This window comes from Staphylococcus durrellii (assembly GCF_015594545.1).
GTDB classification, from domain to species: domain Bacteria; phylum Bacillota; class Bacilli; order Staphylococcales; family Staphylococcaceae; genus Staphylococcus; species Staphylococcus durrellii.
In genome coordinates this window covers 504,450-529,104 of sequence record NZ_JADIIO010000001.1, presented here as the reverse complement: position 1 = coordinate 529,104, position 24,655 = coordinate 504,450, and the positions used below count along the sequence as shown (strand labels likewise).

The following is a 24,655-nucleotide window of genomic DNA, read 5'->3' as shown; positions in this document are numbered from 1 at the left end:
TTACAAACTGAAGAAGATATAGCATAATGATAATAATATTTTTAAGGAGGTCATTAATGTGAAACAAGATTTACAGACAGCACGACGTAATTTAAAAAGCCCAAACATTAAAACACGAAAGAGAGCTCTAAAGGTTATTAAACAACACAAACGTAATAAAAAAGCTGTTTAAAGCTTTCTTAATGTTAAGTAACATTAAAGTTTCCATCATTACATACACTAGTTATATTCTAAAAAAGGATGATATCCTTAATTTGGATATCATCCTTTTTTTTATAAATAATATTTATTTGTTACTTTTAAGTCATCAGTTAGTTCGTAAATTAGCGGCGCCCCTGTTTTAATTTCATAACTTACTATATCTTCATCTGATACATCTTCTAAATATTTAATTAGTGCGCGTAAAGAGTTTCCATGTGCAGACACAAGCACAGTTTTACCATCTAATAATTGTTGAGAAATTTGGTCGTTCCAATATGGAATAACTCTCTCTAGCGTGTCTTTTAAACTTTCTGACTCAGGCATTACTCTTCTATCTATATGTTCATATTTTCTATCATTTAAATATTCTTGTCTTTGTTCTTCACTTTGATTTGGAGGCGCAATATCATATGAGCGACGCCATAAATGAACTTGTTCTTCACCAAATTCTTTACGTGCACTATCTTTATTCAGACCTTGTAAGCCGCCATAATGTCGTTCGTTAAGTCGCCATGTTTTGTGTACGGGGATAAACAATTGATCAGATTGTGATAGTAAATGATAAGTCGTATTAATAGCTCTTCTTAATAATGAAGTAAATACAATATCTATATCAATGTGTTGTTCCTTAAGCTTTTTCCCCGAAGTTATCGCTTCTTTTTTACCTTGATCTGATAAATCAACGTCTGCCCATCCTGTAAATAGGTTTTCGGCATTCCAGTCACTTTGTCCATGTCTACATAATATAAGTTTAGGCATAATTATCCTTCTTTCTTTTACAATATTTGTTATTACAAAATTATTTCAATAATGTAATACTTATATTCGTTCTCCTATACTTACTAGTATGTAATGTTGACTCAAAATATACAATTATTCCACTTTTTTTATTACAAATTACACTATAAATTGCAATATTTGTCTTGATAAAGTCATAAATATTGTTCTTTTTTTATCTAGCTGTAACCTACGCAAAAATTTTTGATGTTATAGTAGTCTACGTTAATTCATAAAAGACATTAACAACCAACGAGTAACTATTTATATAGCGAATTAAAAAACAATTATTTATGCTTTCACTAAAACTACGTGAAAGGAATTAATAGGAGGATTTTTATAATGAAGAAATTTTTATTAGCATCTTTCGCAACTTTATCAATAACTGCTGCTGGCGTAGGTATTAGCACTAATTCATCTGAAGCACATGCAGCTGAAACAACTCAAGCTAGTCAATCAACTGAATCAGTACATCAACAATTTTTAAATGCTGGCGGTACTGAAGAATTATGGCAAAAAATCGTATTACCAGAATCGGGCGGCAACCCTGATGCAGTTAACGAATTAGGTTACCAAGGTTTAGGTCAAACTAAAGAATCATGGGGTACAGGTTCTGTAGAAGAACAAACTAAAGGTATGGTTCAATATGCCAAAGAGCGTTATGGTTCAATCGACGCAGCTATCTCATTCCGTGAAGCTAACGGTTGGTGGTAAGCTTTATAATTCAAACTTTCAAAAACAGGTAAATTTTAGGCTGTCGGCAAAGTCTCTGACTTTGTTGACAGCTTTTTTGTACATTTCTAGCAATCCGTGCCATAAACGTAAACCTTTAGCTAGTGGATTCTATAGTAATAATTTAATCTTTCTTTTATTAATTATCACTGATTTAACACTTATAATGAAAACCTTATTAAACATTATGCAAATTTAAATTACATAATCACAGTATATATACAAAAAACAAACCCAATGCTATTAACGCATTAGGCTTGCTTATTGTTATAATTATCATTTCAATTATTGAATAGAATAAGGTTCAGGGTGCACGTATACTGACGAGATACCTTTAAAATGCATATGCTGTTCAACTGCATCACAGATTTTATGTGCTTCTTCCAAAGTTAAATCAGAGGCAACTATAATCGTCACATCTACGAATACACTACTCCCGTAATATCTTCCTTTAATCGATTGCACGTCTATAACATCTTCAACCTCTAATACATAGTTTTTATAATTTTCTAATTCGTGTTCATTAAAACCATCACTCAAAGCAAATATAGATTCTTTGAATATGCCAAATCCTGTATAAATGATTAAAAATCCTAATAACGTGGCTAATATGATATCGACTATAGGTAAACCAAATTGTGTAAATACTAACCCTATTGCGGTACCAATACTGACAAGCGCGTCAGACAAATTGTCCTTTGCAGCCGAATTTAATGAACTGCTAAAAGTTTTTTGCGCTAATTTATGATTAATAAAGTAGACACCAAGCATAATTAATCCACTAATGATACTGACATAAATCGTAATTACATTCGGTGTGTCATTTTCATTTGTAAATATGCGTGGCAAGTTTTCAAAAACAACTTGAATACCAACAAACATTATAATAAATGATACTAATAACGTGGAAATATTTTCCGATTTTAAATGTCCATAGGGGTGATTACTATCGGCGGGTTTAATTGAAATCTTCAATCCTACAATTACAGCTAAAGATACAATAATATCCGTCATATTATTTAAACTATCTGCTCTTACTGCAGCCGAATGATAAAGCGTCCCTATTACGTATTTAACTATAGATAAGACAATATATACTATTAAACTTAAATAAGCACCTCTTTGTGCTAACTTTAATTTATTGCTTTGATTCATAGCGTTAAACCACCTTAAACCAGACTGAAATATTATTATGCCCGATTCAAGTATCATTTACAACGTTTTTAATATAAAAATTATTTAATACAAATATTGTAATAACTAATTTAGCTTAACCTAAAACGTTTTTATAAACTGGTAATAAATTAACTTAGCTTTTCTCATGTTATTCAGTAAATTAGAAAATGCTATGTTAATCATCTTTTAAAATATATTTAGATAAAACAAAAGTTATTGGTATAGTAATAATTAATCCTATAAAAGGTGCAATGACAGAAGAAATATGCAACCAATGGACAAATACATAGAGCAATCCAGTTTGCATACCCATATTTATAACTTGCGTTATAGGGAATTGAATAAATTTCTTCCATGTAGGTTGCACTTTGTAGACGAAATAACAATTTAGGTAATAAGAAATGACGAAAGCCACGATAAAACCAGTAATATGACTGACTAAATAGTTAACGCCTAATATTTTTAACAGTAACAAATATACAATATAGTAATTTAACGTGTTTATACCACCCACTATTATAAATTTAATGACTTCATATTGTGTTTGAGTTATTTTCATTTTATGCTCCTTTAAGTTCATAACATTTCAACTTTATAAATTACTCAAGCCGCGAGTAGTTTATTTATAATAATATATTTGCTGCATTGTCATTAAATATTTTTACTTTGTCACTATCATGAAATTGTTGAGATTCGTTTATATTGTTTTTCATGGTAGTAATCCAACTATTTGGCGCATAGTGTGCGTCTGAACCAAACAATATGTGCGAAGTGTCTGTTATTTCTTTTAATGATGCAAAAGCCGACTCTCCTGTTGATAAAGCTGTATCATAGTAAAATCTACTAATATAATAAGCTGCAGTTTCATTTAACGTAGACCAACGTTTTAAACCTTTGCGATATTTCTTGAACATACTTATATTATGAAACGGATGTTTGATGACTTCTTTCACAAACGTACTTTTACTACTACTTACAAATTCATTTAGTCGATTTTTGGGATCATCCATAATATATTTTTGTGTATTTAATGTTTCATTAATTCTCCAAGTTAAGTAAGGTAATGTACCCCCAGCATGTGCCAAAATAAAGTTAATATTTTTATAGCGCTCTACTGCGCCACTAAAGATTAAATTGGAAGCAGCTCTCGTTGTATTAAAAGTAAATTCTTCTATAAAATCTGCAATAACATATTCTGGCGCTTTAAAATTTTGTGCTGCTGAACTCGGATGAATAAAGACATTAGCCTGATGTTGTTCTAAAGCTTGCATAACTTTATCAAACTTATCATTTCCAAGGAAATCATCACCATAGTTTGATAGCAAACCTACTCCATCAAGTTGCAATACATTAAGCGCATATTCTATCTCCTTCAATGTTTCTTTCACATGTGGCATAGGCAGTAATGCAAAACTTTTAAATCTATGCGGATAAGCTTTCTTTAATTGCGCTTGATATTCATTAACTTGTCGAGCAACTTTGGCAGCTTTAGTTTTTTTAAAAGGCAACGTAGCAGGTTCTGAAATAGACGTCACACCCATATTGATATTTAATGCATTCATCATATCTATACTATCCTGTGGTTTCCAATTTTTAATAGGAAAACCTCCAGAAGTAGTTATCCCCAAATCGTTTAATGCATCTTTGTATACTTTAGGAATAATATGATGATGGATATCTATTATTTTATTTGAACTTGTCATAATTATACCTTCTTTCATAAAACGATATAGCATTGCTGTCTTAAGACGTAAACTATAATACTCTGTACCCATTTTCATTATTATATGTATTATCTCGTAGAAAATGTTGTTAATTACGAAAATTTAAAAATTCAACATTACTAACTATTAATTCTATTGTTACATTAAACTTTCTTTAATTACTTCGCAAAAGTTTAGATATCCCTATTTTGCATTGTAAACCTTTTCATATTAAGATAATTATATTCATTACTTAGCAACGATGGAGGCTAAAATCATGAAAAAGATCAATAAAATAGTTATTGCACCTGATTCATTTAAGGAAAGTATGTCTGCAATCGAAGTCGCGGAAGCGATTGAACAAGGTTTGGCTCGTGTATTACCTGACACTACAGTATTCGATAAGATTCCTATGGCTGATGGTGGTGAAGGTACAACAGAAGCTTTAGTAAATACTTTAAATGCAGGGTATCAAACAATTACTGTACAAAATCCTTTAGCTCAAAATATAAATGCTTCATATGGCTTCTCACATGAAACAAACACTGCAATCATTGATATGGCAAGTGCTTCAGGTCTCGATTTAATTGCTGAAAAAGATAAAAACCCACTAATCACAACAAGTTATGGTACAGGGCAACTCATCAACGATGCAGTAAAACACGGCGCTAAACATATCATTTTAGGTATTGGGGGTAGCGCGACAAATGATGGTGGCATGGGGATGTTAAACGCATTAGGTTGTCAGTTTTTAGATAGTAATCATAACCCGTTGCCTGCTGGTGGTGCTGCATTAGCCCAATTAGCATATATTGATATAGATAAATTAAACCCTAAACTCGCCAATACTACTATTGAAGTTGCATGTGACGTGACAAATCCTTTATTAGGTGAGTATGGTGCAAGTGAAATATACGGTAGACAAAAAGGTGCTACAGAAAATATGGTAAAACGACTAGACGCTGCATTGACACGTTACCATGATGTGATTGAACAACAATTTAATATTTCTGTAAAAGATATAGAAGGCGCTGGCGCTGCAGGTGGATTAGGCGCTGGTTTATTAGCATTTTTAGGTGCTAAACTATCTAAAGGAATTGATATCGTTTTAAAAGAAACACAATTTAATAAACGTATTAGAGATGCTGATTTAGTAATAACTGGTGAAGGTAAAATAGATCATCAAACTATTTACGGTAAGACCCCTATTGGTGTGTCCCACTCTTCACAAAAATTAAATATTCCGGTCATCGCAATTGCTGGTAGTCTTGGAGAAGGATATCAAGCAGTTTATGAACATGGAATTACATCCGTATTTAGCATTTTACAACAACCTTGCACATTATCTGATGCATTACAAAACGGGCCTTATTATATGGCATTAACAGCCGAAAATATCGCACGTTTATTGTTAATAAAATGAAAATCATAATAACTAGTTACAAAATAATAGACTCACGTTATAATTAACTATTGACTGTTAAATAAAGGAGAACATCGAATGGACACTCAGAATAAAAGTCCCTTACCTTTAATGATTATTATTGTATTAGGTATTATGACCACTTTCGGTCCCTTAACTATAGATATGTATGCCTCTTCTTTGCCACATGTGCTAAAAGACTTTGACTCAACAACATCGCACGTTCAACTTACGATGTCATTTGCAATGATAGGGTTAGCCTTAGGTCAGTTTATTTTTGGACCATTATCCGATGCATTTGGTCGCAAAAAGATTGCGCTTGTTATTATATCTATATATACATTAGCTTCATTCATAGCCATTTTCACTACGACGCTACCGTTTTTCTTAGTGTTACGTTTTATACAAGGTTTCACTGGTGGTGGAGCCATCGTAATTGCTAAAGCATCTGTAGGCGATAACTATGAAGGGGCTTCACTTGCTAAAGCACTTGCCTCTTTATTAGTAGTTAACGGTATAATTACAATTTTAGCTCCTCCTCTTGGTGGCTATGCATTAAGTTTAGCTGGATGGAGAGCAGTCTTTGTTGCCTTAACAATTATAAGTCTTATCATTTTGTTATTAGCGATAATGAAAATGAAAGAAACACATACACATGATACAGCGCAATTAAATTTCATTGAAATTTTTAAAGATTTTGCCGCATTATTAAAACAAAAGACATTTATAATACCTATGTTGTTACAAGGTTTAACTTATGTCATGTTATTTAGTTTTGCTTCGGCTGGCCCTTTTATTACTCAAAAAATTTATAGCTTATCACCACAAGAATTAGGTATTATCTTCTCAATAAATAGTATTGGGCTAATTATCATGAGTCAGGTCACAGCGAAACTAGTAGAATATATCAGCAGATTTAGTTTATTAATTTTACTAACATTAATCCAAATAGTAGGAGTAATTGTTATCTTTATTGGATTATCTTTACATCTTCCTATTTGGGTGCTAATAGTCGGTTTTTTCTTAAATGTATGTCCTGTTACAGGCATTGGCCCTTTGAGCTTTGCGCTTGCGATGGAATCACGTACAGGTGGAAGTGGTAATGCTTCGAGCTTATTAGGACTTTTTCAATTTATACTTGGCGGTGTAATGTCACCTTTAGTTGGTATCCAAGGGCAATACAGCTTTATACCTTATGTTAGTGTACTCATTATAACGACTATTATTATCATTATTTTAGTAATTTCCCTAAGGTATAATTTACGTTCTTCTACTAAAATTAAATCAAATTAAAAAACGCCGAATGTAACTTTATGTTTATATTCGGCGCTTTAAATTTATTCAATTGGAAACCATTACTCTGTTGCGTAGTTATCGGGGCTCTTGAATCTTATCCATTACTCGGTGTATCGAATCCAAGACTTTTCTTGGTGCCTCAAACACTATACTCATAACTTGAGCCCAATCGTCTCGAATTCGTTTGTCGCTTTATCTACTGATAGCCCTTTCAAATAAAACATTTCCCATTATGATGAGGTACAAATAATCCTGTAAGGTCATTTAATTGATTATTTTTTAATGACATTAATATTGGTCTTTGTTTTCATTATTAAAATCTAGTCAAAAGCGATATATTTTCTTGCGCTTGCCTAATTCATAATTACGTACATAACTAGATATTTTATTGATTTTATTATGCTATATCATCTATTTCCTTAATATAAGAATATAATGTGATTCATACTGCTAAGCATTTTATAGTAAATTTTTTATTATAAGCGCTATAATAATAACAAGAAATTATTTACACAATTTGGAGTGCCTTAATTATGATAAAAATGCTTAATGTTAAACCACTTAGTCAACTATTTCCTATACCTACAATTATGGGCTGTGAAGGCGTATGTGCGACGATGATTTTAAGACATAATCATACAGACATCACGCCTTTAAAATTAATGCGCCATTGGCCGAAACATGATAATAATCCCAACAAAGGTTACGTAGGCCATCATTTTTCTATCAAATTGGGCCATCACCAAACCATTTTCCCGAATGCTATAGTACCGTACTTAAACAATTATAACGCTAACATAGTAGATGGTACGGGTAAATCTCTCACTGAGCTAACTAAAATCATTGATGATGGTCAACCCGTAGTCATTTATCATACTGTACTAGGTCAGAAACCTGTATCTCAAACTTTTACTTTTGATAATGCGCCTACAAAATTGGTCTCAAATATTCATACAACTGTACTCATAGGTTACGATGAAGATTATTACTATTATATCGATCCATTATGGTTAAGCTTTATTCGTAAAATTTATCTTCCTGCAATTATTCCTTCCCGTAGACAAATATTAAGATTGCGTAAAGACAAAATGGAAACAAGTTATAATGCGCCTGGCAAGATGAACTTTTATATAAGCAATCATTAATTTGAATGTTTTAAACCGTTATTGTAACTAATGTGTTTTTGAGTTCAACCGCTAAATCTTTTGTACGCCATTGTCGTTCATAACCCAGACAAGGACAAATATAAGTAATTCCCGCTTCTTCTATACTTTTACGAAAGTGCACATGACCCATAATGCTATATTTTATAGGGAATGTTTCATATAACTTATTAAATTTCGAAGTACCTATAAACGCATTAAAATAATCAAATATACGATGAGGCGTTGGCACTACAAATTGTTTATGTGTAACAATGTGTGTCATTAAGATTATGTTTTTGTTATCAACTTTAGATAAATCTTTTACAGTTTGTTTTAATGCTAGCTCTGACATCGATTGATCCGTCAATGGCCAATCTATCTTCTCTTTATCTTGCCATGTTGCACCATAGTATTTACGTTGGGCTAATCGTTCTTCGGAAAATTTATCATCTCCATAACTGTAATCGTACCATGCCGTATTACCAACGATAGCCCATTCGTTATTAATAATGAACGGTGAATCTATTAAACACTCTTCCATGCTTATATAATAATCAACTATATTCAAAGAGGATATGTCAGTTTCATTAGTCCAAAAATCATGATTACCCGGAATAAATAATACAGGAATATTTAGAGCATACTTAATCTTCTTTATAAATTGTGCTGTCATTTTATAATTGTTGGATATATCTCCTGCGATTAGTAACAATTCAAGTTGCTTATTTTTTGCGGTCTCTATTAAATAGAACTCAAAATCTGCCGGTGTATACTTATTACCTCTATCTATATGCAAATCAGCAATTACACCTATTTTCATTTATATCCCTCTTCTAATGTTTATATCTTTTTCATTATGACATACTATGACTGTTTTTATTATTCATTCGCCCATTATTATATGATAACTACATTATTTTTTAAATCATATAATATTGAAATCTAATTCGTTTACTCTTTCGAACATAATGATAAAATAAATAATACTAACACTATAAAGGGAGTTTTTATGTTATTATTTGAAGCTTTTTTAATTTTTATAATGGCAGTTATTGTCAGTTCAGTTATACATAATAAATTCGAAAAAATTCCAATGGCCTTTATTCAAATCGCATTAGGTGTTTGTTTATTCGTCTTACCGATTCCTGTACATTTCGAATTTAATTCAGAAGTATTTATGATGGCCGTGATTGCACCTTTATTATTCGTCGAAGGCACTCACGTATCGCGTACAAAATTACTAGAATATCGCAAACCAATTATTTTAATGGCGATGGCACTAGTGTTTGCTACAGTTATCGGGGTGGGTTTTTTCATTCATTGGATTTGGCCAAATTTACCTATGCCTGCCGCCTTTGCAATCGCAGCAATATTATGCCCTACCGATGCAGTTGCTGTACAAGCAATTACTAAAGGAAAAATATTACCTAAAGGTTCAATGACTATATTAGAAGGCGAATCATTATTAAATGACGCTGCAGGTATTATTTCATTTAAAATAGCGGTCACAGCGTTAGTTACAGGCGCATTTTCTGCAATTCATGCCGTCGAACAATTTGTTATTTCAACAATATTAGGTGTGTTGATAGGATTAATTGTTGGTTTCGCTATCATTCGATTAAGAATATATTTAACGACTACTAAGCCATTAAAAGATAGTAATACGCTTATATTCATACAATTATTGACGCCCTTTGCGACATATTTAATAGCAGAACAATTTCATGCTTCAGGTATTATTGCCGTCGTTATTGCTGGCTTAATACATGGTTTTGAACGTGATCGTTTAATTCGTGCTCAAACAGAATTACAAATGAACTACAATCAAATATGGAATACTTTAAGTTATGTGCTTAATGGTTTTGTCTTTGTTGTGTTAGGTTACATCATTCCAAAAGTTGTCTCAGAAATAATTGCTCATGAACGAAATAACATTTCCTTTTTAATTATCACTACATTACTTATCGCCTTAGCAATCTATACCTTCCGTTTCATATGGGTATTTGCATTATATAAAGTATTTTATTATCCAAACAACATACAATCATACTTAGACGATGGAGAAGAACTACCAATTAGTAGGACTAAATATGCATTTACTATGACATTGTGTGGTATTCACGGCACGATTTCATTATCAATGGCATTGACTTTACCCACACTATTAGCAAATCATACACCATTTTATTATAAAAATGATTTGCTCTTTATTGCATCACTAATGGTCTTAATTAGTTTAGTATTAGCTCAAGTCGTTTTACCTTTAGTAACGCCATCAGAAATCAAATCAACCTCTTCATCTATGAGTTATCAAGCAGCTAAAATTTTTATTGTACAAAAAGTTATTTATCATTTTAAAAAAATGGCTAAAGCGCAAAACAATCAAAATTATCAAGCCATCCTTTCCGATTATTATGAAGAATTGTTCTTTTTATTAAACTTAGATCCTGATAATAAAAATAGTCAGGAGGTTCAACGACTAGAAAATATAGCTAGTCAGGTAGAAACTAAAACGCTAGAACAACTTATCGAGCAAGATAAATTAGATAAACAGACATTGTTAAACTATCGTGTTCTTCTTGAAAATACCAGTCAATTTAGAGAAGCGTCAACGACACACAAAGTAAAAACAGTGATTAAAATTTTAATCTTACGCTTCCGTGCAAAACGCCACAGTGACGATAATGAAATAGAACAATTTAAATCACATTATCAAGAAGTTAAAAATGTGATACGTACGATTAATCATCAAGTTACTATTCGCTTGAAGCAAGAACAAAATGATGATAATTATATAGAAATTAGTATTGTTTTAAATAATTATCAACAACGCTTATCTAATATTAGAGCTAAAAGTAAAATCAAAAAAGGACTGATTCCTACCCAAACTTCCGCACAAAAATTAGAAGGTCTCTATTTGCAAAGACAATTTTTAGATCAATTAATAGAACAGCAGAAGATTGACGACAAGGTGGCATCTCAAGTCCGTGAAAACATTAATTATAATGAAATCTTTATGTCTTCACATTAATATATCTCATCCCCTTATTATGAAACTTTTCTAGTTACATAATAAGGGGATTTTTGTATTATTTAGTTAAATTAATACATACTTCATTTATAGTTTTTTCAATTTTTTTATTAATATAAAAATGCTATAATTGTGTAAATTTAACTAATAAGGAGGGGCTGGTTATGGAATTTACAATTAGAGAAATGCGCGAAGAAGATAAGCATGGTAAAGCCATCGTCCATTATGAAAGTTGGATGGAAACATATACACCGCTCTCAGTAGATAACTATTTAGAAAATCTAGATCGACATCAATTTATACAAAAATCTTCTTCTCAAAATACGCCTACTCTTGTCGCTATTATCAATGATGAAGTCGTTGGATTTATATCTTTCGGTAAAACACAAAAAGAAAATGACAATGATGACTGGAGCGAAATTTTCGCAATTTATTTGCTCGAAGAGTATCAAAATCACATGATTGGTTTTGCTTTAACACAGCGCGCCCTTGAGTTATCATATCCAGACAATGTGACTTTGTGGGTTGTTGAAGAAAATGAAAATGCCATCGCTTTCTATGAACAGATTGGCTTCAAACGTACTAACAATACCGCTCCAGTATTTTTTGGAAAAACTTACAATGAAATTAGAATGGATTACTATCGTACAGAACATGACAACTAATAAAAAGCACCGTAGCTCACTTCTCTTGTGAGCTACGGTGCTTTTATTTAGCTATATTTATTATAGCCACTTTAGTTTACTTTCTTTTACATCCTTCGACGGTAGCAAGGCAATAATTACTAACATTAGTGTACAGATAAACGTTACTAAATTTAAAAATATAGCTATACCATTTGCTTGCACAACATCAAATGAAATATCTAAGACAAGTGATAATATAATTAAAATTAATGCTGTAGTTCTTTTACGTCCTGCATCATAAAATCTACGCATCGTTATGGCAACCATTGGGATAATATTAGCTAAAATAAAAGCCCCTACGAGTACGGACAATATAGCTCCAATAATAAAAGAGCCTGCAACAAAAGATGCCATACCAATAATCGCTACGACAAAAATAATTATTATATGCGTTAGTACAGGGATCCAAAAAGCTTGTCTATTAGATTTATTAGTAAAATCTACATACCTTTTCCAAAAATCTATGTATGCATTAACCATTTACAACACTCCATAAATTCATCTTAAGATAAATATAACTTAAATATTTTTTTGCGCAACTATTTACAAAAATATTGTTTTATAATTGTTTCTAACACAATAGGTAATTCTGTAAAAGCACTCGTCTTACTTAAACGTTCACTCACTTTATGCGCATCATTACCTCTAGGACCACACAAAATAATAGGTGCACTTATATTTTTAATAGTATCAAATGGTATATTATATGTATGATTGAAGCTAGGTGTATTATCAGCATATACTTCCATTTTATCTATACTAGCATTTAAGTTTAAATAGCTAGAATCGCTAATACCGTTAAAATAATTAATACGGTGCGTTGCACGATTGAATTGGCTATTATTAATCTCAGATACTGTTTCTATTATATCATTCACTATTGGTTCTTGAGAGGAATTGACCGCCGGATAATATGGTGGCGCAAAAAATGTCACTACAGCAGGTGTGATGTCGCGACAAATTTTCATTAGTTCATCAGCAATTTTTACACTCTGTAAATGTAATTCTGGTGTACTTTGTAGAACGCTATTGATTAAATCATCGATATGCTTTTGTCCATATTGCTTAACCGCATATGTTTTAAGTTGTTCGTATGTAACTACATTTATTTTAGAATCAAATTGCAAATTCTCTTGTTCTAATATATTGAGCCAATCACTTTCACAACGTTCTACAGCTTTTATAACCGTATCTAAAAATTGTCGATATAATGCCTGTGGGGTTTTATTAAATAAAAACATATTATATAATGCAAAAGTTCTAAATGGTGTCTGTACATCATATGCTTCTTTAATATCTTTATTAACTATAGATACTGGTAGTGGAGTGAACTCTCCCTCATATTGTTCTTTAAATTGACGATTATACTCAATAGCTTGAGTAATATAGCTATTCATATAATTTGAACTTAAACCACTCAAAGGATTACCCACATGTGTCTCTATACCATAACAAAGAACGCCTGGCATAATTTTACCTATTGATCCGCTATAAATAGAATGACTAGGATCTCCCGACTCTTGTTGGAATGTTGGCTCACTATTTAAATGTAACGCAATATCGAGATTATAAGCTTGTTGGTAATGTTCGATCATTTCTACTGCCTTCCGCATACCTGAAGAATTGACTTCTTCATCTGGCACCGTAACAAGTAATAAATTTACATTCCATTGTTCTGCGCTCGCTTTTTCAATCAATGATAAGTGCAACATTAAACCAGCTTTCATATCCATAATGCCACGACCGAATAAATAATCTCCTGAATTAAGGTCTTTAACTGCGGCGTCACTTAAATTACCACTATTTTGAGTAAATAATACTGATAACTTATCAGGGTCACACGCTGCCTCTTTATATGCTGTATAATCATCTATGCCTACAGTATCGAAGTGGCTAATTAACACTACGGTTTTGCTAGCCGACGCCCCTTTATAAAATGCCGTAACAAGTTCCTTATTATCCTCTGTCGTTGTTAATTTAATATATTCTTTATGTTGTTGAAAGTAGTCCAAATTTAACAATTTTCGTTCTACTAATTTAGGAAATGCTAACTCACCCGGAGAATTTGTAATCGTTTCTTGATTAACTAATTCCTTTAATAATTGTTCTCTATCCTCGTATGTTTGCCATAGTAGTCCCATAGCTTAATCCACCCCTTAGAAAGCGTTTTAATATGAGTATAATATTTTCTCCAATCATATAGCAACCAATAGCAAAAAGAGTTTAAGTAATATTAAAATGATGATAACTTTATAAGTCACAACATATTGCATTACTTAAACTCTCAATAAATTATTTAGATGTTACTTTGGTTTTTAGGAACAAATATAAAGACAGCAATGAAACCTAATATAGCTAATAAGGCATCAAAAAAGAAGCCATACATGGCACCAAGGTGCACATTATAGTGTGCAGCCATTACACTAAATACCGTAGCAGAAATTGCTACACCAAAAGAGTTACCTAGCGAAGAAGCCATTTTATAAATACCTGAAGCCACGCCCACTTTGTCTTCAGGCGCCGTAGTAACTGCTGTATCTGTCGAAGGTGTTGCATATATTCCTAAACCAATACCATATAATAAATACCCAATAATACATATTACGATATATACTAATGATGGTAGGAAAGTAAGGGAAATTAAAATTATTCCTATTGCATTTAATGCAGCACCCCATAACATTGGCTTTTTAGGTCCAACAGCCTGCATTAGTTTTTCACCAACTGGTATCATAACTAACACTGAAATTAAATAAGTGATAGACATTGCACCGGATTGGAATGAAGTAAAATGTAATCCAGATTGGAAGTACGTATTAGCTACAATAAGCGTACCCGCTACAGCGTTTAACATAAAATTGGAAATCGTTGCACCACTAAAGCCTTTATGTTTAAAGACTTGAAAATCTATGAGTGGATTAGTAATTTTACGCTCTACAATAATAAATATAATTAACGCTATGATAAATAATGCAATTAAACTTAAAATTAAAGGTGATGTGATTCCATAATGAGATGATTGTGTAATAATTAAATTGACACTTAACATAGTAATAATTAAAATCACTAAACCACTAAAATCGAATTTGGCATTTTTAGCCTTTTCAGTTAACGGTGCTTTCGTTTCTGGCGTATGTCTAATTAATACCATTGCAATGATTGTAACAATTATTGAAACGATAAAAATCGATCTCCATCCTAAATAAGTAGCCATGATGCCACCGAAAAATGAAGTAATACCACTACCGCCCCATGAAGCAATTGACCAATAAGTTAATGCTCTTTGGCGATCTTTGCCAACATAATATTCATTAATGACTGCTAATGTAGCAGGCATAATAAAGGCAGCAGATAATCCTTGTACACCTCTTCCAATAACTAATAACGAAGCTAAGCCATTACCAGGTATCACAATTAATATAGAACCGATTATGTTTAACACTAAACCGATATACATCATTTTCATTCTACCGTATCTATCTGCTAAGCCTCCAGTCCCAACGACGAACAAACCACATAACAGTGCAGTTAAACTCACAGCAGTACTTATCATGCCATCATTAGTATCGTATGACTTATGTAAGTCAGGCACGATATTAACTAATGATTGTGCAAATAACCAAAAAGTGATGACTGCTAAAAATATACCTAAAAGAAGTCTATTATCTCCTTTAAAGGTTCGAGACGTATCCATTCCATGTTTCCTCCTAAAGCTACTTATCACTTTACTCTAATTTAAAATAGTTATACACCTTTCTAAAACGGTGCTAATAAGCGCTCTAAAAAAGTCTACCGCTATTTCAAAATGCAATAAATAACTTATAAATTTTTCATAGAACTTTTTAAATAAGGTGTTACTTACCCTTCATTTAAAAAAGCTCATTTAAAAATAGTAACACTTTGGAAACTAAAAAGCTAAAATAAAAACTTTAAACATAATAAATTTATATAATTTAATTAAACAAAGTGTAATAATAGTTAATTTCAAATAAAATTACATATAATAACCTTTAAACTTCGTAAAATATAATTTAAAATCATCAAAAAGCCTATCAGATAACTACTCTGATAGGCTTTGCTTTAAATTTTATAATATTAAATTTTATATGAAATAAATATTTAAGCAGTCTTTAATCTTCGGTACACCATTCAATAACTTTTTTAATAGCTTTATCCCAATAAGCATAATCGTGTTGACCACTTTCACTCTCAAAATGATATGGAATACCTTTATTACCTAAATAATTAATAAATTGCTTATTATCATCATATAGAAAATCTTCCTTGCCACACATAATAAGTAGCTTTGGTATAGGATTTCGTTTGGCGACAGCTGCATCTACAAGGTGATAAATGTCTAAATCAGTTCCAGTTATATCACCTTGTTCACCCACAATGGCTTGTCGAGAAAAGTCATACCACTCAATATTTAATAATTGGTTAATATCAAAAACTGCAGATAAAGGGCATGCTTTACTAAATTTATCTCCTTCATTTAATGCAAATTTAATTGTGCCATAACCACCCATTGAGTGACCTGCAATATAATTATTAGCTCTGTCTTTGGACAATGGTAATATTTGATGGACATAATCATATACTTCTAAAATATAGTCGTAATAATTATGACCAAATGCCATATTACTATAAGCACTATGATCTGCACGAGGCATAATGATTGCTAATTGATGTTCATTAGCATACCTTTCAATACTTGTATAACGGATATACGTCGTTTCATCACTCGATAGACCATGTAATAACATTAAAGTTTTTAATGGTTTCGCTTCATCCTTAAAATTAAAAAAACTCTCATCTTCAGGTAAAATAATTGTGATATTTTGATGCATACCAATCGTTTTCGAATTATAATTTAGCGTCATAACTGCCAATATTAATCAACTCCCTTATATGTTTGATTCTGGTGTTGTAGGTGCGGGTTGTTTTTTACTTTTTTTGTTCGATGGATCTAAATTTTTTTCTAAGACTCTTAAAACAATATCAATAATTATAGCAATTAAAGCAATTGGAATCGCACCAGCAAGTATAAATGTCGTACCGTCAGTAGCATTTGTTCCTCGAATGACAATGTCACCTAAAGTAGGCGCACCAATAAATGAACCTACTGCTACAACACCTATTGCAACCACTAGTGCAATACGCAAACCACCTAATATGACTGACATTGATAACGGAATCTCAATCATTCTTAGAACTTGGTTTTTCGTCATACCCATTCCTTTACCGGCATCTTTAATGTTCACGTCAACGTTACTAATGCCAGTGTAAGTATTTTTAATTATAGGTAGTAAGGCATATAAAAATACCGTAACGACTACTGTCGTAGGACCTAAGCCCATAACAAGCATCAAAATTGCTAACATCGCAATAACTGGTACAGTTTGAATAATATTGGCTATCGAAATAACAGCCCAAGATAGCTTACTATACCTTGCAATAAATATCCCTATCGGTATACCTATAATAGCAGCGAATAATACACCGTATACAGACATTAGCAAATGTTTAATAAATAGTTCCCATAGGTAGCCAAAGTTAACAGAATAATATTCAATTAATTGATGTAATAAATTTCCACTCATTGATTATTGACCACCTTTCTTATTTTTTTCAAAGTAATTATGTTTCTTTAAAAATTCTTCTGCCACGACTGCGGGTTCTTGACCTTTACCGTCAGCTTTGTAGTTTAATTCTTGCATTTGTTTCGTTGAAATTTTACCTTCTAATTTCTCAATAGAAGGTTTAATTTCCGGATGTTTTTTTATTAGTTTATCTGTCACAACTGCACTCGCATCATAAGGTGGGAAGAATTTCCTATCATCTTTTAATACTTTCAAATCATATGCTGCAATGCGTCCGTCAGTAGAATATCCCACTGCGACGTCTAAATTTTTAGATTGAAGTGCATCATACACTAAACCGATTTGCATCGGTCTTACAGTTTTAAAAGAAAACCCATAATCCTTAGTAAATCCAGGATAACCATCTCCAGCACGACTTGCCCATGAACTATCGACACCTAATCGCAATTTATTACGATACTTTTCCAAGTCTGACACTGTTTTTAAATTATATTTTTTAGCTGTTTCCTTCGTTACCATAAATGCGTAAGTATTAGCAAAGCCATACGAGTTGAAGAATTTCTGATGGAATTTCTTTTTAAATCCTTCTTGTGTAACTTGCATAGCTTTTTTAGGATCTTTAATAGGATCTTCTTTTAAGGCGCCCGTTAAATCTGTACCCGTGTATCGTGCACCCGAAATATTGGCATCTCCATTAACTAATGCATTATGTTGAATTGTACTTGATCCTAAATTATTAATTAGTGTTGGTTGGATTTTACCTTTTGTATCATGTTCAATTTGTAACCTCACCATATGCGCCATGATTTGAGATTCACTATTTGCAACCGCAGTAATTTTCACGTCATCATTTGACTTACTATCTCCCAATCCAGGCAAGCCACATCCAGATAATAAAACTAGACATATGATGAGAATAAATAACTTGCTTTTTAAGTATTTCATAATGTCCTCCTTCAATTATCTAGATACTCTTAATCCTTTTGGTACTGCCCATTTTTCTATGAAAGACAGTATAAAATCTACGAAAAGTGCTAATGCCGTAACTAATACTGCCGCACTTACAATCATCAATGGATCATATAAATTTAGTCCATTGAACACAAAGTCACCTAATCCACCAGCGCCTACGTAACTTGCTAATGTAGCCCAACTAATTACGTATACTGAAGATAATCGTATGCCACCTAAAATGAGTGGTAATGCGAGAGGCAACTCAATATCTTTCATTAATTGAAAGCGCGTCATTCCCATACTTGTACCAGCTTCTTTTATATTTTTATCGATGTTTTGTACACCAAGTACAGTATTGTTCAAAATGGGTAATAGTACATAGATAAATAGTGCTACAATAGCTGGTGTTTTTCCTACACCAAATATTGGAATCATAATTGCTAATACTGCTAATGTTGGTATCGTTTGTAGTACACCAGCAATCATTAATACGATATTAGAAGTACGTTTTAATTTTGATAACAACACCCCTATAGGGACAGCAACAACAATTGCAATCAGTAAAGCAATGATAGAAATATAAAAATGTTCTATCGTTTTAGAAACTAACTGACTGCCGTTTTTAGCTAGAAAGTCCATCATTTCTTATCATCTCCCACATCTGCAGGTTCAATAATAGCATCTTTATTTTCCTCCGTAGCTATATCGCCCCATAAACTGTCATAAACGATATCAACTAAGTTTGCTCTTGTCACAAGACCGATTAACGTGTGATTATCTTTATCGACTACAGGTACATTACGCACATTTCTTTTTAAAATAGTGCGGACTGAATCTTGTAACTTACTATCGATACGCACTCTATAAATGTCTCGTTGCATCATATCGATAAGTTCTTTATTGTTTCTTAATCCTTGGTTTATGTCTTCGATATCTAAATAGCCTAATAAGCGATTCTTTTCACCGACTACAAAGATAGTATCCACACGTCTGTCACGCATTATTTCAACGGCGTCATTTAACGTACGGTCTACATTTACAGTAACCGGTTTAATCATTGCTTCTTCAACAGATTTCATATTCGGACGATCTTGTATTAATCTATTTTGACCAATAAAGTCACGAACGAAATCATTTGCAGGCTTACGTAAAATATTATCAGGCGTATCAAATTGTATGATTTTACCTTCAGACATGATACAAATTTTATCAGCCAATTTAATAGCTTCATCCATATCATGTGTAACAAAGATAAAGGTTTTACCTAGTTTTTGTTGTAATTCCTTAACTAAATCTTGCAATGTATCACGCGTAATTGGGTCTAAGGCGCCGAAAGGTTCATCCATTAAGATGATATCTTGTTCGGCAGCTAAAGCCCTTACAACACCTATACGTTGTTGTTGACCACCGGATAGTTGAGATGGATATCTATCTAAAAATTCTTCTGGTAAATCCACTAGTTTAATTAATTCTTTTGCCTTTGCTTCTTTTTTTTCTTGTGACCATTTTAATAATTTAGGTACGAGCACAATATTATCTTTGATTGTCATATGTGGCATTAGACCAATTTGTTGAATCACATAACCAATACTTCTACGTAGCTCAACACCATTCATTTTACTTATGTCTTTACCATTTATTTTAATTTGACCCTCTGTTGATTCAATCATGCGGTTAATCATTCTTAAAGCAGTTGTTTTCCCACTACCACTCGTACCAATAAAAGCTATAAACTCTCCAGCATCTATATCTAAAGAGATATTATCTACTGCTTTTTTTCCTCCAGCATAAACTTTTGATAAGTTTTTAATACTTAACATTGACTAGTTCCTTTCTATATGTAATTTGTCCCCTTAATAAGCAAAGAGTCATTGGTAGATGCATTACAAATTCAAGAATAAGTATAAACAAGATACGAATGACCCTTTTCTCGTTTTATGTGTCTGAGACAGTTATTACTATTTCTAACAATAATTATGTCTATATCAGATGAATTTTTATGTCGTTTAAATTTGCAAGATTAATTCATATTTGTATTTAATGTTATACTGTTCAATTAAAAAACTTTTTTATTACAACATTTAAATACATTATTATCATAGCCTTATTTCCTTTTAATTTCAATTTTATGCCCGAGTTCTGACGCAGAATCACTATCGCAAACTATATTTGCATAGTCATTTATAGCTGTTTTAATTTTTTTAGGGAATTCACTCGGTCTTTGTTTATTAGTATCCATCCCCATCAACATCACCTCATAAGTTGCACACTTCACTTCATCTTTATTTAGCAATGTCATAAAACAGTGAAGTCTTTTTTCGTCGTAATCTATCAAACTAACGTTCACCGTTACTTGGTCATATACTTTTAATTCTTTCAAAAACATAACATGATTTTCTAACGTAAAAACCGTATATGCTAAGTTTTCAATAGTATCTTTATCTAAACCTAAATACGCTAACCAACCATCTGTCGCGTCACTAAACACACGGTTATATGCTGCATCGTTCATATGATTGTTGTGATCTACCCAATCAACTTTTACATTTGTTTGATACTGATATAAAGCATGAGTCATATTAATACACCGACTGTCCGTTTGTTTTTTTCATTTTTGGAGTCTCTTCCGGCCAATATGCTTCTGCGAGTTTTTTTACTTTAACTAAAAACTCATTACGCTTCTTATCTAAATCTGACATTGAATAATCTTGGGATGTTGCTTCACAACCTTCGACAACACTGTCATATAAACTTTGAGTTAACTCTGGGGCAACTAATTTAGTCCACGGTTTTTTCAATGCAGGACCAAATTGTTTAAGCATATGGCGCATGCCTCCTTCACCACCTGCTAAATGGAATGTCATAAACGGTCCGTATTGCGCATATCTTAATCCTGCAGCATGGGTAAATGCTTTGTCTACCTCTTCAGTCGTTGCAATGCCATCATTAACAATATGCAATGCTTCTCTCCACAATGCTTCCATTAATCTATCTGCAATGTGACCTTCAATTTCATTTCTAACATGTAATACATCCATACCAATACTTTCATAAATCTTTTCAGCGATGATAGACGTTTCTTCCGATGTGTATTGTCCTGCCACAATTTCTACTAGTGGTAAAATATAGACTGGATGAAAAGGATGGGCCACGATAAAGCGTTCGGGATGTCTCAAATTTTGTTGTAATTCTGATGGCATAATACCTGACGTACTTGATCCTATCGTTGCTTCTGGACGTGCATAGAAGTCGATTTGTGTTAAAACTTTTTCTTTAAGTTCTTCAATTTCAGGCACATTTTCTTGTATATGGTCTACATCTTTAACCGCTTCTGATAAGGATTCAGTAAACGTCAGATTATCAATAGAAGCATTGTCATATACGCCTAATTCCTGTGCGTATGGCCAATTTTGTTTTACTTGTTCCAACATGCGTTCATAAGCACCTTCACTAGGATCTGTTGCTATAACTTCATGGCCATGTGCTAACATACGTGTTATCCATCCGCTACCTATTACTCCCGTTCCAACTACAGCAAATTTCATTTATAAATCTCCTTTTGGGTTTCTTAAGTTATAGTATTCTCTAGCCTCTTGAGGCGTCATTGGTTCGATATTCAACTCGCTTAATAATTTTTTGGCATGTTCCACGAGTTGTTCATTAGTAGCCTTAACGCCTTTTGATAGATATAAATTATCTTCTAAACCTACACGCACATTGCCGCCACGTTTCGCAGCTTCTTCTACTGTTGGTAATTGCAAGCGACCTATACCAAAGGCTGACCAAGATGCATTGTCTGGTATACGTGTTTTTAAATATTCAATCGTTTCTGAATCATTTTCTAGGCCCCACGGAATCCCTAAGCAAAATTGGAATAATGGTTGTCCATCAATCAGGCCTTCTTTAATTAATTGTTTAGCAAAGCTTACATGACCAGTGTCGAAACATTCTAATTCAGGTTTAACACCTGCTTGTTGTATAAGTGCTGCTTGTTTACGCAGCCAATTTGTAGGGCTTAAATAAACATCATCGCCCATATTGACACTACCGCAATCTAATGTACACATTTCGGGTAACAACTTACCTACTGGCTCGTGTCGTTGTTCTGGTGTTTGCATGTCCGTACCTTTACCACCCATTTCAGGATTTTCTAAATTTGGTATAAAGTCACCGCCACCGCCTGAAGTTATATTAATGATAATGTCTTCCTCAGCCACTCTTATTAATTCAACAACTTTTGTAAAAAAATCGATATTATGACTTAATTTTCCAGTTTGTGGATCTCTCACATGAATATGTGCTACCGTTGCACCAGCTTTAGCACATTTAATAGCCGAATCTGCAATTTCCTCTGGTGTGACAGGTACATTACTATTTTTATCTACTGTATCTCCTGCTCCTGTTAAAGCAACCGTTAGCATTACTTTGTTCATAATTTTACCTCCAAATTTGAATTAACATTGATTAGTGTACCAACCAGACGGTTAAGTTTCAACTTTACTTCAACAAAAAAAAAAGAGATAGTAAGCTACAATACTTACTATCCCCAAGTTTATAAAATTTAAATATTTATTAATCATTTTGCTTATGATACGAATATTCTGTCAATCGATTGAGTACGTCTTGACGCATTGACTCATCAATCGCATCGATACCGAAGATTTCCGACAGCCATAAACCATCCACTGCTAATCTATAAATCGTTGCATCGACATCATCCAAACCATCATGCTCGATTTTATATTGCCAGTCTTTATATGTTTTTTGCAATGGCGCCAATAGGTTACTATTAGTACCTTGCGCAGCTAACATACCGGATGTAATAGAAGCATTTTTCTTTTGGTGTTCTCTGGTTGCCTCTATAAAAGCACGTATCAATTTACCTTCTCCTACTTCCTCATCCATATGGCCATTCACATTCGTGCGATATAACTCATCTGCATAGTCAACGAGCCCTTGTATTAACGCCAATTTATTATTGAAATGATATAATAAACCACCTTTACTCACCCCAGCTCGTTTAGCAACAGCATCTAAAGTTAAATATTCAATCCCTTGTTCGTTCACAATCTCGGCCGCTGCTTCTAATAACTGAATGCGTTTAGATGTTCTTGCCATTTGCGTCCCTTCTTTCAGTGATATTTCATATTGTTCTAGTCATTCATACCTTTACCATTTAATATATGTTTCACGTATTTCTCAACGCGCTGTATTCTAGTCGCTGATTTTTTCCCTTGTCCAATATGATACATATATTGACGTTGTCTACCTGGAGTTAATTTATCGAAAGCAGTTTTTAATTCAGGCATGCTGTCAAATTTAGCTTGCAATTCTTCTGGCATCTCATAGTCTTCTGTTTTCTTCATAGGTACTTTTTTACCAGATTTTTCTACTTTTATGGCTTCTTCGATATACCACACAATTTCATCTTTACGTTCTTTTACTTCTTCTAAGCTTTCAAACCTTAATTGTCTAGCGGCTTGAACATTTTTTGTTTGTTGTATTAAGCTACTATATTTATCTTCCATAATTACGCCTTTTTCAAATAGTAACGCACAGTAATGTTTAAAGTCTTGTACGATAATAACGTTTTTATCATTTAATGTGTAACATGGGTGCATCCACTTGTAGTCTTCAGTAAGTTCAGATTCTAGTAGTAACTCTCTGAAAAATTTAAATTCATCCTGCCACTGTTTTAATTTATCAATAAACTTATCCACTTTATCGTTTGTCATTTTATCGCTCATGGTTTCCCTCCAACTGTCACGTAATTATAAGTTATTTATATCATACTACAGTATTAATTTATTGTTCCATTTAAAGTTATTTTACTTTAAAAATAAAATTTGCTTCATAATCAAATATAATCATTTTAAAAGCTATAATATAATCAAACTATATGAAAAAACCAAACGTCATCTTTAACGT

Annotated in this window: 25 protein-coding genes; 7 read left to right on the top strand and 18 right to left on the bottom strand. The window is 32.5% G+C overall.

All coding sequences use genetic code 11. The features are described 5' to 3' along the window. Positions 1 to 58: 58 nt before the first annotated feature. Entirely contained in the window at positions 59 to 172 is a 114-nt protein-coding gene (locus ISP02_RS02305; RefSeq protein ID WP_195720062.1) for a putative metal homeostasis protein, read from the top strand. Between the two features lie 101 nt (positions 173 to 273). Here the strand turns inward: ISP02_RS02305 and ISP02_RS02300 are convergent, their stop codons facing one another. Continuing rightward, the gene (locus ISP02_RS02300) at positions 274 to 960 is read right to left on the bottom strand and encodes a 2,3-diphosphoglycerate-dependent phosphoglycerate mutase (protein WP_195720061.1); all 687 of its coding nucleotides are present in this window, start codon (positions 958 to 960) and stop codon (positions 274 to 276) included. A gap of 360 nt (positions 961 to 1,320) precedes the next feature. Here ISP02_RS02300 and ISP02_RS02295 point away from each other — a divergent pair, with 360 nt between their 5' ends. Next, the gene (locus ISP02_RS02295; RefSeq protein ID WP_195720060.1) at positions 1,321 to 1,692 is read left to right on the top strand and encodes an aggregation-promoting factor C-terminal-like domain-containing protein; all 372 of its coding nucleotides are present in this window, start codon (positions 1,321 to 1,323) and stop codon (positions 1,690 to 1,692) included. Between the two features lie 303 nt (positions 1,693 to 1,995). Here ISP02_RS02295 and ISP02_RS02290 read toward each other — a convergent pair whose 3' ends face one another. The 3 genes from ISP02_RS02290 to ISP02_RS02280 all read right to left on the bottom strand — a co-directional run bounded on the left by ISP02_RS02290 (position 1,996) and on the right by ISP02_RS02280 (position 4,589). Beyond that, complete coding sequence (locus ISP02_RS02290) at positions 1,996 to 2,865, bottom strand: cation diffusion facilitator family transporter (RefSeq protein ID WP_195720059.1); 870 nt, start codon at positions 2,863 to 2,865, stop codon at positions 1,996 to 1,998. 196 nt (positions 2,866 to 3,061) lie between these two features. Further along, positions 3,062 to 3,445, bottom strand: coding sequence for a GtrA family protein (locus ISP02_RS02285; protein ID WP_195720058.1), 384 nt, complete (start codon positions 3,443 to 3,445; stop codon positions 3,062 to 3,064). A 64-nt stretch (positions 3,446 to 3,509) separates the two neighbouring features. Then, positions 3,510 to 4,589, bottom strand: a complete 1,080-nt coding sequence (locus ISP02_RS02280) for an amidohydrolase family protein (RefSeq protein ID WP_195720057.1) — start codon at positions 4,587 to 4,589, stop codon at positions 3,510 to 3,512. A 277-nt stretch (positions 4,590 to 4,866) separates the two neighbouring features. Between ISP02_RS02280 and ISP02_RS02275 the strand changes: the two genes are divergently transcribed. The 3 genes from ISP02_RS02275 to ISP02_RS02265 all read left to right on the top strand — a co-directional run bounded on the left by ISP02_RS02275 (position 4,867) and on the right by ISP02_RS02265 (position 8,453). After that, entirely contained in the window at positions 4,867 to 6,012 is a 1,146-nt protein-coding gene (locus ISP02_RS02275) for a glycerate kinase family protein (protein ID WP_195720056.1), read from the top strand. Positions 6,013 to 6,090: 78 nt separating this feature from the next. Continuing rightward, on the top strand, positions 6,091 to 7,305 hold the full coding sequence (locus ISP02_RS02270; protein ID WP_195720055.1) for a multidrug effflux MFS transporter: 1,215 nt from the start codon (positions 6,091 to 6,093) through the stop codon (positions 7,303 to 7,305). A 533-nt stretch (positions 7,306 to 7,838) separates the two neighbouring features. Then, on the top strand, positions 7,839 to 8,453 hold the full coding sequence (locus ISP02_RS02265; RefSeq protein WP_195721807.1) for a C39 family peptidase: 615 nt from the start codon (positions 7,839 to 7,841) through the stop codon (positions 8,451 to 8,453). 10 nt (positions 8,454 to 8,463) lie between these two features. On the opposite strand, the gene ISP02_RS02260 is transcribed toward ISP02_RS02265, so the two are convergent. Next, positions 8,464 to 9,273: a metallophosphoesterase gene (locus ISP02_RS02260; protein ID WP_195720054.1), complete on the bottom strand. Its 810-nt coding sequence runs from the start codon at positions 9,271 to 9,273 to the stop codon at positions 8,464 to 8,466. Between the two features lie 189 nt (positions 9,274 to 9,462). On the opposite strand from ISP02_RS02260, the gene ISP02_RS02255 reads away from it, so the two are divergent. Together ISP02_RS02255 and ISP02_RS02250 are read left to right on the top strand one after the other, a co-directional pair. Continuing rightward, on the top strand, positions 9,463 to 11,484 hold the full coding sequence (locus ISP02_RS02255; RefSeq protein ID WP_195720053.1) for a cation:proton antiporter: 2,022 nt from the start codon (positions 9,463 to 9,465) through the stop codon (positions 11,482 to 11,484). A gap of 164 nt (positions 11,485 to 11,648) precedes the next feature. Further along, positions 11,649 to 12,149, top strand: coding sequence for a GNAT family N-acetyltransferase (locus tag ISP02_RS02250; RefSeq protein ID WP_195720052.1), 501 nt, complete (start codon positions 11,649 to 11,651; stop codon positions 12,147 to 12,149). Between the two features lie 60 nt (positions 12,150 to 12,209). Here ISP02_RS02250 and ISP02_RS02245 read toward each other — a convergent pair whose 3' ends face one another. The 13 genes from ISP02_RS02245 to ISP02_RS02185 all read right to left on the bottom strand — a co-directional run bounded on the left by ISP02_RS02245 (position 12,210) and on the right by ISP02_RS02185 (position 24,474). Further along, a complete protein-coding gene (locus ISP02_RS02245; protein ID WP_195720051.1) occupies positions 12,210 to 12,650 on the bottom strand; it encodes a DUF805 domain-containing protein in 441 nt (146 codons plus the stop codon). A 59-nt stretch (positions 12,651 to 12,709) separates the two neighbouring features. Further along, positions 12,710 to 14,311 carry a M20/M25/M40 family metallo-hydrolase gene (locus ISP02_RS02240; RefSeq protein WP_195720050.1) on the bottom strand — a complete coding sequence of 534 codons (1,602 nt, stop codon included), beginning with the start codon at positions 14,309 to 14,311 and terminating at the stop codon, positions 12,710 to 12,712. A 155-nt stretch (positions 14,312 to 14,466) separates the two neighbouring features. Then, a complete protein-coding gene (locus ISP02_RS02235; RefSeq protein WP_195720049.1) occupies positions 14,467 to 15,864 on the bottom strand; it encodes an MFS transporter in 1,398 nt (465 codons plus the stop codon). A 436-nt stretch (positions 15,865 to 16,300) separates the two neighbouring features. Beyond that, positions 16,301 to 17,062, bottom strand: a complete 762-nt coding sequence (locus ISP02_RS02230) for an alpha/beta hydrolase (protein ID WP_195720048.1) — start codon at positions 17,060 to 17,062, stop codon at positions 16,301 to 16,303. 15 nt (positions 17,063 to 17,077) lie between these two features. Further along, positions 17,078 to 17,773: an ABC transporter permease gene (locus ISP02_RS02225; protein WP_195720047.1), complete on the bottom strand. Its 696-nt coding sequence runs from the start codon at positions 17,771 to 17,773 to the stop codon at positions 17,078 to 17,080. Between the two features lie 3 nt (positions 17,774 to 17,776). Beyond that, complete coding sequence (locus ISP02_RS02220; protein WP_195720046.1) at positions 17,777 to 18,718, bottom strand: osmoprotectant ABC transporter substrate-binding protein; 942 nt, start codon at positions 18,716 to 18,718, stop codon at positions 17,777 to 17,779. A gap of 15 nt (positions 18,719 to 18,733) precedes the next feature. Next, on the bottom strand, positions 18,734 to 19,369 hold the full coding sequence (locus ISP02_RS02215) for an ABC transporter permease (protein WP_195720045.1): 636 nt from the start codon (positions 19,367 to 19,369) through the stop codon (positions 18,734 to 18,736). Beyond that, a complete protein-coding gene (locus ISP02_RS02210) occupies positions 19,366 to 20,547 on the bottom strand; it encodes a betaine/proline/choline family ABC transporter ATP-binding protein (RefSeq protein ID WP_195720044.1) in 1,182 nt (393 codons plus the stop codon). The genes ISP02_RS02215 and ISP02_RS02210 overlap by 4 nt, the downstream gene beginning before the upstream one ends. A 284-nt stretch (positions 20,548 to 20,831) precedes the next feature. Next, complete coding sequence (locus ISP02_RS02205; protein WP_195720043.1) at positions 20,832 to 21,305, bottom strand: thioesterase family protein; 474 nt, start codon at positions 21,303 to 21,305, stop codon at positions 20,832 to 20,834. Position 21,306: 1 nt separating this feature from the next. Beyond that, positions 21,307 to 22,272, bottom strand: a complete 966-nt coding sequence (locus ISP02_RS02200; RefSeq protein ID WP_195720042.1) for a 3-hydroxyacyl-CoA dehydrogenase NAD-binding domain-containing protein — start codon at positions 22,270 to 22,272, stop codon at positions 21,307 to 21,309. Further along, positions 22,273 to 23,160, bottom strand: coding sequence for a BKACE family enzyme (locus tag ISP02_RS02195; protein WP_195720041.1), 888 nt, complete (start codon positions 23,158 to 23,160; stop codon positions 22,273 to 22,275). 139 nt (positions 23,161 to 23,299) lie between these two features. Next, positions 23,300 to 23,845: a TetR/AcrR family transcriptional regulator gene (locus ISP02_RS02190; protein WP_195720040.1), complete on the bottom strand. Its 546-nt coding sequence runs from the start codon at positions 23,843 to 23,845 to the stop codon at positions 23,300 to 23,302. 35 nt (positions 23,846 to 23,880) lie between these two features. After that, positions 23,881 to 24,474, bottom strand: coding sequence for a YdeI/OmpD-associated family protein (locus tag ISP02_RS02185; protein ID WP_195720039.1), 594 nt, complete (start codon positions 24,472 to 24,474; stop codon positions 23,881 to 23,883). Positions 24,475 to 24,655: the final 181 nt, after the last annotated feature.

What these genes read in the sequence shown, in the direction of transcription:
- ISP02_RS02210 (WP_195720044.1), bottom strand. Translation starts at nt 20,547, where the DNA reads ATGTTAAGTATTAAAAACTTATCAAAAGTTTATGCTGGAGGAAAAAAA.
- ISP02_RS02285 (WP_195720058.1), bottom strand. Translation starts at nt 3,445, where the DNA reads ATGAAAATAACTCAAACACAATATGAAGTCATTAAATTTATAATAGTG.
- ISP02_RS02275 (WP_195720056.1), top strand. Translation starts at nt 4,867, where the DNA reads ATGAAAAAGATCAATAAAATAGTTATTGCACCTGATTCATTTAAGGAA.
- ISP02_RS02300 (WP_195720061.1), bottom strand. Translation starts at nt 960, where the DNA reads ATGCCTAAACTTATATTATGTAGACATGGACAAAGTGACTGGAATGCC.
- ISP02_RS02270 (WP_195720055.1), top strand. Translation starts at nt 6,091, where the DNA reads ATGGACACTCAGAATAAAAGTCCCTTACCTTTAATGATTATTATTGTA.
- ISP02_RS02250 (WP_195720052.1), top strand. Translation starts at nt 11,649, where the DNA reads ATGGAATTTACAATTAGAGAAATGCGCGAAGAAGATAAGCATGGTAAA.
- ISP02_RS02185 (WP_195720039.1), bottom strand. Translation starts at nt 24,474, where the DNA reads ATGAGCGATAAAATGACAAACGATAAAGTGGATAAGTTTATTGATAAA.
- ISP02_RS02290 (WP_195720059.1), bottom strand. Translation starts at nt 2,865, where the DNA reads ATGAATCAAAGCAATAAATTAAAGTTAGCACAAAGAGGTGCTTATTTA.
- ISP02_RS02200 (WP_195720042.1), bottom strand. Translation starts at nt 22,272, where the DNA reads ATGAAATTTGCTGTAGTTGGAACGGGAGTAATAGGTAGCGGATGGATA.
- ISP02_RS02295 (WP_195720060.1), top strand. Translation starts at nt 1,321, where the DNA reads ATGAAGAAATTTTTATTAGCATCTTTCGCAACTTTATCAATAACTGCT.
- ISP02_RS02280 (WP_195720057.1), bottom strand. Translation starts at nt 4,589, where the DNA reads ATGACAAGTTCAAATAAAATAATAGATATCCATCATCATATTATTCCT.
- ISP02_RS02255 (WP_195720053.1), top strand. Translation starts at nt 9,463, where the DNA reads ATGTTATTATTTGAAGCTTTTTTAATTTTTATAATGGCAGTTATTGTC.
- ISP02_RS02245 (WP_195720051.1), bottom strand. Translation starts at nt 12,650, where the DNA reads ATGGTTAATGCATACATAGATTTTTGGAAAAGGTATGTAGATTTTACT.
- ISP02_RS02215 (WP_195720045.1), bottom strand. Translation starts at nt 19,369, where the DNA reads ATGATGGACTTTCTAGCTAAAAACGGCAGTCAGTTAGTTTCTAAAACG.
- ISP02_RS02225 (WP_195720047.1), bottom strand. Translation starts at nt 17,773, where the DNA reads ATGAGTGGAAATTTATTACATCAATTAATTGAATATTATTCTGTTAAC.
- ISP02_RS02240 (WP_195720050.1), bottom strand. Translation starts at nt 14,311, where the DNA reads ATGGGACTACTATGGCAAACATACGAGGATAGAGAACAATTATTAAAG.
- ISP02_RS02220 (WP_195720046.1), bottom strand. Translation starts at nt 18,718, where the DNA reads ATGAAATACTTAAAAAGCAAGTTATTTATTCTCATCATATGTCTAGTT.
- ISP02_RS02235 (WP_195720049.1), bottom strand. Translation starts at nt 15,864, where the DNA reads ATGGATACGTCTCGAACCTTTAAAGGAGATAATAGACTTCTTTTAGGT.
- ISP02_RS02205 (WP_195720043.1), bottom strand. Translation starts at nt 21,305, where the DNA reads ATGACTCATGCTTTATATCAGTATCAAACAAATGTAAAAGTTGATTGG.
- ISP02_RS02190 (WP_195720040.1), bottom strand. Translation starts at nt 23,845, where the DNA reads ATGGCAAGAACATCTAAACGCATTCAGTTATTAGAAGCAGCGGCCGAG.
- ISP02_RS02195 (WP_195720041.1), bottom strand. Translation starts at nt 23,160, where the DNA reads ATGAACAAAGTAATGCTAACGGTTGCTTTAACAGGAGCAGGAGATACA.
- ISP02_RS02260 (WP_195720054.1), bottom strand. Translation starts at nt 9,273, where the DNA reads ATGAAAATAGGTGTAATTGCTGATTTGCATATAGATAGAGGTAATAAG.